This is a genomic window from Halopelagius fulvigenes (assembly GCF_055398025.1).
In genome coordinates, this window is record NZ_AP043846.1 from 2,766,100 (window position 1) to 2,776,607 (window position 10,508).

General features: G+C 68.2%; 11 protein-coding genes. 6 read left to right on the forward strand and 5 right to left on the reverse strand.

Going from position 1 to position 10,508, the window contains the following annotated elements:
• Positions 1-15 precede the first annotated feature (15 nt).
• Positions 16-1,806, reverse strand: a complete 1,791-nt coding sequence (locus ACZ522_RS19285) for a flippase activity-associated protein Agl23 (RefSeq protein WP_379695873.1) — start codon at positions 1,804-1,806, stop codon at positions 16-18.
• Positions 1,807-1,907: 101 nt separating this feature from the next.
• Between ACZ522_RS19285 and ACZ522_RS19290 the strand changes: the two genes are divergently transcribed.
• The 4 genes from ACZ522_RS19290 to ACZ522_RS19305 all read left to right on the forward strand — a co-directional run bounded on the left by ACZ522_RS19290 (position 1,908) and on the right by ACZ522_RS19305 (position 4,111).
• Positions 1,908-2,297, forward strand: a complete 390-nt coding sequence (locus ACZ522_RS19290) for a DUF7964 domain-containing protein (RefSeq protein ID WP_379695871.1) — start codon at positions 1,908-1,910, stop codon at positions 2,295-2,297.
• Between the two features lie 84 nt (positions 2,298-2,381).
• On the forward strand, positions 2,382-2,843 hold the full coding sequence (locus ACZ522_RS19295; RefSeq protein WP_379695869.1) for a universal stress protein: 462 nt from the start codon (positions 2,382-2,384) through the stop codon (positions 2,841-2,843).
• Positions 2,844-2,920: 77 nt separating this feature from the next.
• Positions 2,921-3,247, forward strand: coding sequence for a 2Fe-2S iron-sulfur cluster-binding protein (locus ACZ522_RS19300; RefSeq protein ID WP_379695867.1), 327 nt, complete (start codon positions 2,921-2,923; stop codon positions 3,245-3,247).
• A 234-nt stretch (positions 3,248-3,481) separates the two neighbouring features.
• Entirely contained in the window at positions 3,482-4,111 is a 630-nt protein-coding gene (locus tag ACZ522_RS19305; RefSeq protein WP_379695865.1) for a beta-class carbonic anhydrase, read from the forward strand.
• 4 nt (positions 4,112-4,115) lie between these two features.
• On the opposite strand, the gene ACZ522_RS19310 is transcribed toward ACZ522_RS19305, so the two are convergent.
• Positions 4,116-5,312: an MBL fold metallo-hydrolase gene (locus ACZ522_RS19310; protein ID WP_379695863.1), complete on the reverse strand. Its 1,197-nt coding sequence runs from the start codon at positions 5,310-5,312 to the stop codon at positions 4,116-4,118.
• 88 nt (positions 5,313-5,400) lie between these two features.
• On the opposite strand from ACZ522_RS19310, the gene ACZ522_RS19315 reads away from it, so the two are divergent.
• The gene (locus tag ACZ522_RS19315) at positions 5,401-6,036 is read left to right on the forward strand and encodes a rubrerythrin family protein (RefSeq protein ID WP_379695861.1); all 636 of its coding nucleotides are present in this window, start codon (positions 5,401-5,403) and stop codon (positions 6,034-6,036) included.
• Positions 6,036-6,572: an MOSC domain-containing protein gene (locus tag ACZ522_RS19320; protein WP_379695859.1), complete on the forward strand. Its 537-nt coding sequence runs from the start codon at positions 6,036-6,038 to the stop codon at positions 6,570-6,572. The genes ACZ522_RS19315 and ACZ522_RS19320 overlap by 1 nt, the downstream gene beginning before the upstream one ends.
• Positions 6,573-6,580: 8 nt before the next feature.
• Here the strand turns inward: ACZ522_RS19320 and ACZ522_RS19325 are convergent, their stop codons facing one another.
• The 3 genes from ACZ522_RS19325 to ACZ522_RS19335 form a co-directional block, all read right to left on the reverse strand.
• Entirely contained in the window at positions 6,581-7,540 is a 960-nt protein-coding gene (locus tag ACZ522_RS19325; protein WP_379695857.1) for an acetamidase/formamidase family protein, read from the reverse strand.
• A 237-nt stretch (positions 7,541-7,777) separates the two neighbouring features.
• Positions 7,778-9,016 (reverse strand): mandelate racemase/muconate lactonizing enzyme family protein, encoded by a 1,239-nt coding sequence (locus tag ACZ522_RS19330; RefSeq protein WP_379695855.1) that lies wholly within the window; start codon positions 9,014-9,016, stop codon positions 7,778-7,780.
• A 159-nt stretch (positions 9,017-9,175) separates the two neighbouring features.
• A complete protein-coding gene (locus ACZ522_RS19335; protein WP_379695853.1) occupies positions 9,176-10,432 on the reverse strand; it encodes an HAD family hydrolase in 1,257 nt (418 codons plus the stop codon).
• Positions 10,433-10,508: the final 76 nt, after the last annotated feature.

Here is a 10,508-nt window from a genome sequence, read left to right on the forward strand (position 1 = left end):
CCGAGTCGTCCCGCCTCACTCCGACCGCGCGACGAACACGACGACGTCCCGGCCCCACAGACCGAGTCGGTACGACCGCGCCTCGTAGTCGTCGCCGAGTCGGTCGCTCACCCGTTCGCGGAGACTCGGACTCGTCACGACCACCGGCGGAATCTCGCCGCGTTCCGCGCGTTCGTCGAACGTCGTCGCGTTCTTCGTGCTCACCTCGTCCAACCCGGCGCGCTCGAAGTACCACGGAAGCGGGAGTCTGTTGCCCCACGAGTCCGCCACCGGCGGGAACTCGTTTCCGGGGTCCCACCCCGTCGCGTACTCGGACCCGACGTACAGAACCTCGGGCGTCGAACGGTTCCCGTCGGCGAACTTCGAGACGTTCGCCACCAGCGGTTCGACGTCGTCGCTCGGTTGCCCGTACTGCGCGAGGTGGTTCGTTCGGTCCGAGGGGCCGTACACGCCCGCGGCGGTCACCGCGCCGGCCTGCGCGACGACGGCGACGACGACGAGAACGACCGCGGCCACCGTCGCCGCGTCCGCCGAGGCGAGTCCGCCGCCGAACGACGCGCCGTCGGCGTCAGTCGCCCTCGCCGCCGCGGCGGCGCGGGTCAACAGGGCGGCGATACCGACCGCGCCGGGGAGCGAGAGGGGCAGGAGGACGTGGACGGCGACCCAGGGCGCGGACACCTCGGTGACGACGGGGAAGACGAACGCCGCCGCCGCGCCCCAGTAGGCGAACCCCGCGACGAGGGGTCGTCGGTCCGCGCGGGCGTACCGCGTCCAGAGGAACGCGGCGACGGCCGCGACGAGTACCGGAAGCGCCGTCCGAGCGAGCGTATCGAACGTGTCGAAGACGTACGGGAACAGTTCGTGGATGGCGTCGGGGTAGCGGTTCGCCACCCGAACACCGAAGAACTTCCAGAGGGCCCCCCCGGTCGCCTCCCAGAGGACGAGGTGCCACGTCGTCGGTTTCCAGAGGCCGGCGTCCACCGTCGGCCCGGCGCGGGGGGCGAAGCAGTAGACGGTCACCCCGAGGAAGACGAGGAACGCGCGGGCGGCGGCGTTCCACCGCCCCGCGACGCGGGCGCGGAGTTCCGCGACGGTCGCTCTGGCGGACGCTCCCCGGTCTACGACGGCGCTCGGTTGGTCGAGGACGAGGACGCCCGCGGCGACCCAACAGAGGACGTACCCCGCGGCGAACCCCGAGGAGGCGACTGCGAGGGGAAGCGCCGCCGCGGCGGCGTACGCGTCGCGCCGACTCCCGCGGTCGTACGCGCGCACCGCGAACCCGACGAACGCCAGCGCGAAGAACGCCAGCGGAACGTCGCCGCGGAGGAACCGCGAGTAGTAGACCAAGAGTGGGTTGAACGCCAAGACGGCGGCGAAGACGAACGCCTCGACGTCGTCGAGTCGGTCCCGAAAGAGCAGGGCGCAGAGCGGGAGGAGCCCCCCGAGGACGGCCGCGGGGAGTCGCGCCGTCGCGTCCGACGCGCCGAGGAGGGCGAAGACGTGGCGGTCCACGAGGTACAGGAGTGGCCCGCCCGCGACGGGGCGGTACTCGAACGCGCCGCTTTCGAGGTATCTGAGCGTCCAGTAGCCGACGCGGGCCTCGTCCCAGTGGAACGGGCGCGCGCCGAGACCGACGAGGCGAGCGAGGACGGCGAGGACGGCGAGAGCGGCGACGACGGAGAGGAGGAAGTCCCGACCGCTCTCCGACCGCCGTTCGGACTCCGCCGGCGTCCCTCCGTCTCCGGTGGTGACATCAGACTGCGTCTGATGGCCCGACGAGAGTCCCTCGTCGGTGTTGCCAGACATGCGCGAGTCTCGGCCGTGACCGGGTAGAAACTTTTTGGTGCGCGGACGCCGCCGCGGCGCGGTTCGCAAAGCACAAACCCCGGCGCGGCCGACGCGACGGTATGACACTCGTGGAGTCGCTTCCGCCGCGGCCGCTATCGCCGAAGGAACTCACCGGGCTCAACACCGCCGACGCGTTCGAGTTGGCCGTCTCCGTCGAGAGCGACGTCGACGAGCAACGCTCGTCGGCCCGCCGGACGCAGTCCGGCGACGGGGATGCGCGGAGTCTCCTCCTCGCGACCAACGAGTGGGTGAAGGGACTCGCGTTCGACGAGGAGGGCGGGACGTGGACCGTCGTCGAAACCGTCTCGCTGGACGGCCGGGAACGACTCGAAGGACTGCAGGCCTGCGAGGAGGCGGTGTGGGCGTTCCGCGGCGAGACCGACGACGATTCCGACACCGCTGCCGACCCCGACGGCGACGACTCCGACGGCGACGCCGAGTCGGCGTGACGGCCGAGCCGAATCGAGAAACCGCGGGGAGTCGCCGTCGAATCCGGGCATAGTTTCTAACCGTTTCTCCCCGTACGTCCACGTATGTACGAGCGAATACTCGTTCCGACCGACGGAAGCGAGGCGGCGGACGGGGCGATTCGGAACGCCATCGACATCGCATCGCAGTACGACGCCACCATCCACGCGTTGTACGTGGTAGACGCGAGCGTCTACACCTCCATCGAGACGGGGGCCGACCTCGTCGTCGAGTCCTTGGAGGAAGAGGGACAGAAGGCGATAGCGGAGGTGACGGACCGGGCGCGCGCCGCGGGCGTCGAGTCGGAGTCGGCCGTCGTCTCCGGGTCCACCCACCAGAGCATCCTCGACTACGCCGACGACCACGGCATCGATCTCATCGTGATGGGGACGCACGGCCGGACCGGAATCGACCGCTACCTGCTTGGGAGCGTCACCGAGAAAGTCGTCAGACGTTCCGACGTACCGGTCCTGACGGTCCGCATGGACGGCCAGCCCGCCGAAACGGAGGACGAGACGGCCGTCTGAGGCGGGGTATCAGACCTTTTTTCGGGGACGGAATCGCTCCATAAAGAGTTTAGGCACGGTCCCTCGTACCGGAATTCATGACTGAGTACACCGTCGAGTTCGTCAGGACGGACGAGACCATCGAAGTGTCCGACAAACAGACCATCCTCAAAGCCTGCATCGAGGAGGGCATCGCACAGGAGTACTCCTGCCGCGTCGGGATGTGTCTGGCCTGTTCCGCCGAAATCGTCGAGGGCGAAGTGACCCAACCCGCCGCCCGCGGCCTGACCGACGAGGAGGCCGAGCGATTCGCTCTCACCTGCATGGCGCGCCCGCAGAGCGACCTGAAACTCGACCGCGGCGTCTACCCCCCGAGCATCGAGGACGACGCCGCCTCCTCGGCCACGGCCGCCGACGACGACTGACGGGTCTCTCCGATTCCTTCTCGCCGACCGACGCCCGTTTCGGATAGCCGTCGTTTTCGCCGCCACCAATGACACGTGTTACCACCTAACTCACTAGCCGAGACGGGTCGACGCGTCCCGTCGCCCGAAGTGAGTCCCTTACGCGCCGCGGAGACGCCCCTCGCGGCGTCGTAGGTGGGGGAACGCGTCTCCGAGAGGGGAAGGAGGGAGTCGTCGGCGCGCGAACCTCCACGCATGCCTTCTGACGAACACGAACGCGGACGGGAAGGCGGGAACGGTGCGGTTCACGAACGCGTCGACGCCGCCGTCGAGGAACGCGACGACTGGGCGCGGCGGCGACGGAAGGGGATTCCGACGGACGAACGACTGTTGGTGGTCGCCTGCATGGATGAACGCATCCCCGTGGAGGCGGCGTTGGGCCTCGAACTCGGCGACGCGCAGGTGTACCGCAACGCGGGCGGGAAGGTGACGGACGACGTGATTCGAAGCGCGGCGTTGACGACGAACTTCTTCGAGACCGAGGAGATCATCGTCGTCAACCACACCGACTGCGGGATGATGAGCGCACCCGACGACGCCGTGGTGGAAGGACTGGAAGCGCAGGCCGGCGGGTCGTTGGACGACGTGGAGTTGGACCCGTCGCTGCCGGAACTCGACATCGGCGACGCGTCGATAGCCGAGTGGGTCCGCATGACCGACGACATCGACGAGGCGTGCGCCGCGCAGGTGGCGTACCTCGAAGACCACGAGTTGATTCCCGACGACGTGACCGTGACGGGTTACGTGTACGAAGTCGAGAGCGGCGAACTCCGGCGGCCGGGCGAACGCGTCGCCGCGCAGGTGAACGAGAGAGTCGAAGAGTAACGCCCTACGCCGTCGCGGCGCAGTTGTTCGGCCCGAGCTCCAACTCGAACGCCTCGTCGTCCGCGACGGACGCCCGCCCGAGGTTCGCCTCGACTATCTCCCCGTAGTTCGCGGGTCGCGGCGGCGCGTCCTCGATGACGTGCGCGACGAACGCCTCCTCGTCCATCGACAGCGCCGAGAGTCGGTCTCGGAGCGTTCCGAGCGTCGCCGTGTACGTCCCGTCCGCGGCGGGTTCGGCGGCCTCCCCGTAGTGGCCGGGCGCGACACGCACCCCGTCGTCGAACGCCGCGTACGTCTCCGTCAGGGTGCGGTGGAGTCGCCGCGCGGCGTCGGGCGCGCCCTCGTCTCCCTCCTCCAAGTCGGGGCGGGCGACGCTCTCGACGAACAGGCTGTCGCCCGAGAGAAGCAGGTCCGCGAGGCGGTACGCCGTCATCTCGGTGGTGTGTCCGGGCGCGCGGACGGCGGTGAGCGTCGCGTCTCCGACGCGAATCTCGTCTCCCCCCGCAATGAACCGAACGTCGTACTCGTCGTCGCCGTAGGCGAGGCCCCTCTCCCGTGCGCCCGCCGGGAGGACGATTTCCGCGCCGGTTCGGTCCGCCACGTCGCGGACGCCGCTCACGTGGTCGGCGTGGACGTGCGTGTCTATCGCGTACCGGAGTTCCGCGCCGCGTTCGCGGGCGTCCTCGGCGTACCGGTCGGCGAAGGCGCGCAGGGGGTCCACGACTGCGGCTTCCTCGCCGGAGACGACGAGGTACGCGAGGCATCCGCTGGAGGGGCGGCGGTACTGGAGGACAGTCACACCCGCATCGGTGGCTACCTCGCGGGCGTCGTACACCCGCGCCCACCCGCGCATGCCGCGTTCGAGGTTCTCGGCGTCGAACCCCGCCTCGCGGAGGAGTTCCGCCACGTAGTCGCTGGCCTCCCCCCGTCCGCAGACGACGACTACGTTCTCGTCCTCGGAGATACCGTTTTCCGCGGCGAGTTCGTCCACGGTCCCCTGCACCTCGGCCGCCATGAACCGGGAGTAGGGGACGACGGTCGCATCGACCGTCTCGCCGGAGATGCGCCACGCCTCGTACTCGTCGCGGTTCCGGACGTCGAGGAGGCGAACGCCGTCGCCGGACTGCGTCTGGCGGGCAGCCGAACTCTGTTCGGCTACGCCGCCGCGTTCTATCGCGCGGTGGAGTTCCTCGGGGGTCATGCGGAGAGGTACGTCGGCGAGGGGGAAGAACGCTCCGCGGACCGAGGCGGACCGAAGTTTCAGGGCGCGCGGACGCGTCTCTCGACGCATGGACGGAGCGCAACTTCGGAGCGAGATCGAGGAGTCGAAGGCGACGGAGTTGAACCGACTCGGCTCCCAGCAGTTGCTCGTCGCGTTGACCGACGCGCAACTGACGCCCGAACGCGTCCTCGACGTGGCAGCGGCGAGCGAACACGCCGCGCGGGAGACGTTCCGAGGGTGGGCCGACGACGAGGACGACGCCGACGCCCGGGAGGCGTTCGCCGCCGTCGCCGAACAGGAGGACGACCACCTCCGCTGGGTGACCGACGAACTCGACGGGGAGTGGGAGGCCGACGGCGAACCGGGGCCGATGCACGCCTACCTGCGGGGGCGCGAGGCGACGGTAGAGCGAATCGGCGGCGGCATGGTCGGGCGGCCGTTGGTGAGCCTTCGGACGCACAACCAACTCGTCGGCTTCTTCGTCAACGAGGCGGACGAACGCCGGGCGGACGTGATACGCGGTCTGAAGGCCGAGACGGAGGAGGTGTTGGACGACGGCCTCGAACTCCTCGAAGCGACGTGCGAGACGGACGACGACCGGCAGGCCGCGCGGATGATCGCGGAGTACACCGTCCAACTCGCCTACGACGACTACGCCGACGCCCTCAGAAACCTCGGGTTCGACCCGCGGTCGGTGTGCTGATGACGGACGTCCGCGGCCGCGTCGAGGCCATCTGGACGAGTCCGGAGGAGGGCGCGCCGATGGAGTCCAACGCGTCGGTCGAGGCGGTGGAGGGCGGACTCCGCGGCGACCGGTACCTCCTCGGGACGGGCTACTACTCGCCGTACGACGTCTGTCAGGTGACGTTCGTCTCGGCGTCGGCCATCGAGGAGATACGCGAGGAGACGGGCATCGACCTCTCGGACGGCCGCCACCGGCGAAACGTCGTCGTGAGCGTCGCGGACCTCCGCGCGTTGCTGGAGACGACGTTCCGGATCGGCGAGGCGGAGTTCCGGGGGACGCGCCCGCGTCCGCCCTGCGCGCACGTCGAACGCGTCGCCGGCGAGGAGGGCGTCGCCCGCGCACTCGGCGACGGCCGGGGCGGCATCTGCGCCGACGTTGTGTCTCCGGGCACGGTCAGCGTCGGCGACGAACTCGAAGTGGTGGAGGCCGACCCCCGGACCGATGGGCGGTCGATCATCGACCGTCTGCGCGGCGAGAGCGACGGATCCGGGTAGCCGAGGGGTCAGGGGAAGATGCTCTCGGGGAGGTACGCCGTCACCGTCCAGTTGGGCGCGTCCACCACCTGACTTATCTTGAGGTCCACCGCGGCCGAACAGAGGATGTACGCCTCCCCGCGCGTCAGGTCGCGTTCGGATTCGAGGTGGTTTATCATGTGCCGTATCGCCTTCTTCGTCGCCACCATCAGGTCGGCGGCGATGCCGGTCGTGGCGTACATCGGTTCGTCCGCGCCGGTCGGCGTGAACGGCCCCGTCGTCTCCAACTCCGGTTGCTCGATGGACTTGTCCTTCAGAACGTCGAACCGCGCGGTGACGAACATCGGCGCTTCGACCCCCGTGACGGACACCTCGCCGTCGCCCTGCGCGGCGTGGCAGTCGCCCGTCGAGAACAACGCCCCCTCGACTTCCACCGGGAGGTACACCGTCGACCCCGTCGTCATGTGCTTTACGTCCACGTTGCCGCCGACGTCGCGCGGCGGGAGCGTGTCGTGTTCGCCCTCCTCGCCGGGCGCAACGCCGATGATGCCCGGGAACGGGTCCAGCGGAATCTCGATGCCGTTTACGAACTCCGCGGTGTCGTCCTCCAACTCCCAGACGTGCAGGCCGCCCTCCTCGAAGTCCTCCGGGAGGAGGCCGAGGCCCATCTCGCCGGGCAGAAAGCCGGTGAATCCCCACCCCTTGTGCTCGAAGTCGAGGAGTTCGACGGCGAGGACGTCGCCGGGTTCCGCGCCCTCGACGCGCACGGGACCGGTGAGGGGGTGGACAGGGGCGAGGTCGACGTTTATCAGGTCCTCCAGAGTCCCGTCGGGACCGACCTGCCCGTTCAACGCGTCGCGGCACTCGAAGCGGACCACGTCGCCCGGTTCGACCGTCACCGCCGGGTCGATACCGTTGTCCCAGACGTGGTGGACGTTCTCGTCGTCGTCGCTCAGTTCGTGATCCACGATGTAGTCGCTGGAAGGCATTCGGTAACGATAGACGCATCGAGGGAGTATGAAGGTGTAGTTGCCGAAAAGATACGCGCGAGGCGTCGGACGGCCGGGAGCCGGCGTTTACGCTTCGTCGAACAGCGCGAATCGAAGATTCGCTGGCCCGACTTCGCTTACGCTTCGTCGAACAGCGCGAATCGAAGATTCGCTGGCCCGACTTCGCTTACGCTTCGTCGAACAGCGCGAATCGAAGATTCGCTGGCCCGACTTCGCTTACGCTTCGTCGAACAACGTCTCACCCGCGACCATGTGCTCTTCCACCGTGTCCATGTCGAGCGTCAGGCCGAGGCCGGGTTTCTCGGGAATCTCGATGTAGCCGTCCTCGATGACCGTCTCCTCCACCAGGTCGCTCCACCAACCGAGTTCGTACGAGTGGTACTCCACCGCGAGCGAGTTGGGGATGGCCGTTCCGACGTGTGCGGAGGCCATCGTCGCGATGGGCGACGAGACGTTGTGCATCGCCACCGGAATGTAGTACTGGTTGGCAACGTCCGCTATCTTCCGCGTCTCGCGCATTCCGCCGACCTTCGGCAGGTCCGGCGCGATGATGTCCACCGCTTGGTTCTCGATGAGACGGCGTTCCTCGGTGACGCGGTAGCGGTTCTCGCCCACCGTAATTGGCGTCGTCGTGGACTTCGTGACCTGCTCTTGAACGTCGAGGTTCTCCGGCGGGACGGGGTCCTCTAACCACCAGACGTCGTAGTCCTCGATGGCGGCCGCGAGGCGTTGCGCGGAGTTCGCCGAGAACGTCCAGTGGCAGTCGAACGCCACGTCCGCGCGGTCTTTCACGCGTTCGGTCACCTTCTCGACGATCTCGGCCTTATGGCGGACCTCACCGGGGCGGAGGTGGCGGTTCGCGCGGTCCTTCTCGAAGCCCGACGGCACGTCAAGGTCGAATTTGAGTGCATCGTAGCCGAGTTCCTCGACGACGCGTTCGGCCTCGTCGGCGCAGGCGTCGGGGTCGGCTTCCTGTTCGGTGTGACAGTCGCAGTAGACGCGCACCTTGTCGCGGTACTTCCCGCCGAGCAGTTGGTACGCGGGGATGTCGAGAATCTTGCCCGCGAGGTCGTGAAGTGCGATTTCGATGCCCGAAATCGCCGTGACGGTGACGCCCTCGACGGAGCCCTCGCCGGACATCTTCTGGACGAGATGTTCGAATAAGCGGTCGATGTCGAGGGGATTCTCGCCGACGACGAACGGCTTCATTCGCTCGATGAGTTCGGGGACGCCGGCACCCCAGTAGGCTTCGCCGGTGCCGACGACGCCTGCGTCCGTGTACACTCGGACGAGGGTCCACGGGAAGTTGCCGTCGATCATCGTCGTCTGGACGTCGGTAATCTCGACGTCCCGGCCGCCACCTCTTTTTGCGGTGGCGCCCATCGTCTCGGCGGACAGTTCCCGCATCGTGTACTCCGCGTTCGGGTCGTGGAGTTCCGAGTAGTCTTTGCTCATAGTCCCGGGTTTACTCGATAAGGTGTAAATCTTTGCACTCCGACAGGCCGGGCCGGAACGGAATTCCGCCGGGTCCGTTCGCTTCGCTCACTTCCCCGGCGACTTCTCACTCGCTAACGCTCGTGAGAATCCCGGCGAGTCGACGGACGGCGAGGGGGTTCAGAGTTCGTCGAGGACGTTCAGCACGTACGCGATGCGGAGCATCGAGGCGGCGTCGCCCCGGTCGTAGACGAGTTCGTCGGTGCTCCGGACGTGGTCGAGGACGTCCGAGGAGGCGTGCTCCGGCGCGGCCGAGATTCCGGCGTCTTCCTCCGCGGCCCACCGCATCACGCGGAGGTCGGACTTGCTGTCGCCCATCACGAGGACGAACGGGTCGGTGACGTCGAGAACGTCGAGGGCGGCCTTCACGCCCTCGGTCTTGTTGAGTTCGAGCGAGCCGATTTCGGCCGCGTCGGCGTGGTAGTACGCCACGTCGATGCGTTCGAAGAGCGACCGAATCGGGTCCGGAACGTCCTCGGGGTCGCGGTCGGGTGCGGCGTCCTCGGCGTCGAGAACCGCCGTAATCTCGGGGTCGGCGTCCGCGTAGTACGCCCGCGCCCACCCCTCCGGGTCGGCCTCCCCGTCGGCGACGTCGGCGACGTCCGCGGCGTTGTACACCGCGCGGCCGAGGAGGTCCACGAGGTAGACAAGACCGCGGTCGATGACGTCCTCGGCCCTGTCGCTCCCGATGTCGAAGTTCGGCTTCAGCGTGACGTTGAACTCGTTGCCCTGCAGATGGGCCGACTCGCGCAGGTCGTCCGGGGCCTGCGGGAGGACGCGCGAGCGAACCTCGTCGAACACCTCGCGGACTTCCGGGTCCAGCCCGTCGTAGAGGAGTTTCTTCGTCTGCGACCCGTGCCCGGGCGTGAACACGCCGGTCCCGGCCTCGTAGACGATGCTGAAATCGCCCGAGTGGACGAGTTCGTTGCCGAGGCCCTGAATCATGAACCCCTTGACGTTCTCCAGCGTCTGCCCCGTGCAGATGACGATGGGGACGCCCGCCTCGTGGAACTGCGTCAGGAGGTGCAGCGTCTGGCGCGGAATCTCGTTGTCCGTCCGCCCCGCCGACCGGAGCGTCTCGTCCACGTCTAAGACGAGGGCGTTCACCCTGCGGTCGTACTTCGAGTGGAGGTCCAAGGCGGTGAACGCCTGGTCCCGTGAGGCGCGGGCGGCCATCTCGGCGAACTCCTCGCCCGCGGCGAACGCCTCGCGTATCTCGTCTTTCCGGTCCTCCAGTTCCTCGCTCGCGTCCTGCCAGTACTCCAGCGCTGTCCGGGAGTCCACCGGGGGGAACACGTCGAGGAAGTCCTGCACGTCTCGAAGCGCCTCCGCGTCGAAGTCGGCGTAGAGGCGAAAGATGAGGTCGTACCGCTCCATACTGACTCCCTGCGCTCCGGGGTGAAAAAGGGTGCCCGCACGGCGACGCCTGCCGCGGGCGGCGGTTCCGGTGGGG

Excerpts from the sequence above, each read along its gene's own strand:
- ACZ522_RS19285 (WP_379695873.1), bottom strand. The coding sequence starts at position 1,806 with ATGTCTGGCAACACCGACGAGGGACTCTCGTCGGGCCATCAGACGCAG.
- ACZ522_RS19290 (WP_379695871.1), top strand. The coding sequence starts at position 1,908 with ATGACACTCGTGGAGTCGCTTCCGCCGCGGCCGCTATCGCCGAAGGAA.
- ACZ522_RS19295 (WP_379695869.1), top strand. The coding sequence starts at position 2,382 with ATGTACGAGCGAATACTCGTTCCGACCGACGGAAGCGAGGCGGCGGAC.
- ACZ522_RS19300 (WP_379695867.1), top strand. The coding sequence starts at position 2,921 with ATGACTGAGTACACCGTCGAGTTCGTCAGGACGGACGAGACCATCGAA.
- ACZ522_RS19305 (WP_379695865.1), top strand. The coding sequence starts at position 3,482 with ATGCCTTCTGACGAACACGAACGCGGACGGGAAGGCGGGAACGGTGCG.
- ACZ522_RS19310 (WP_379695863.1), bottom strand. The coding sequence starts at position 5,312 with ATGACCCCCGAGGAACTCCACCGCGCGATAGAACGCGGCGGCGTAGCC.
- ACZ522_RS19315 (WP_379695861.1), top strand. The coding sequence starts at position 5,401 with ATGGACGGAGCGCAACTTCGGAGCGAGATCGAGGAGTCGAAGGCGACG.
- ACZ522_RS19320 (WP_379695859.1), top strand. The coding sequence starts at position 6,036 with ATGACGGACGTCCGCGGCCGCGTCGAGGCCATCTGGACGAGTCCGGAG.
- ACZ522_RS19325 (WP_379695857.1), bottom strand. The coding sequence starts at position 7,540 with ATGCCTTCCAGCGACTACATCGTGGATCACGAACTGAGCGACGACGAC.
- ACZ522_RS19330 (WP_379695855.1), bottom strand. The coding sequence starts at position 9,016 with ATGAGCAAAGACTACTCGGAACTCCACGACCCGAACGCGGAGTACACG.
- ACZ522_RS19335 (WP_379695853.1), bottom strand. The coding sequence starts at position 10,432 with ATGGAGCGGTACGACCTCATCTTTCGCCTCTACGCCGACTTCGACGCG.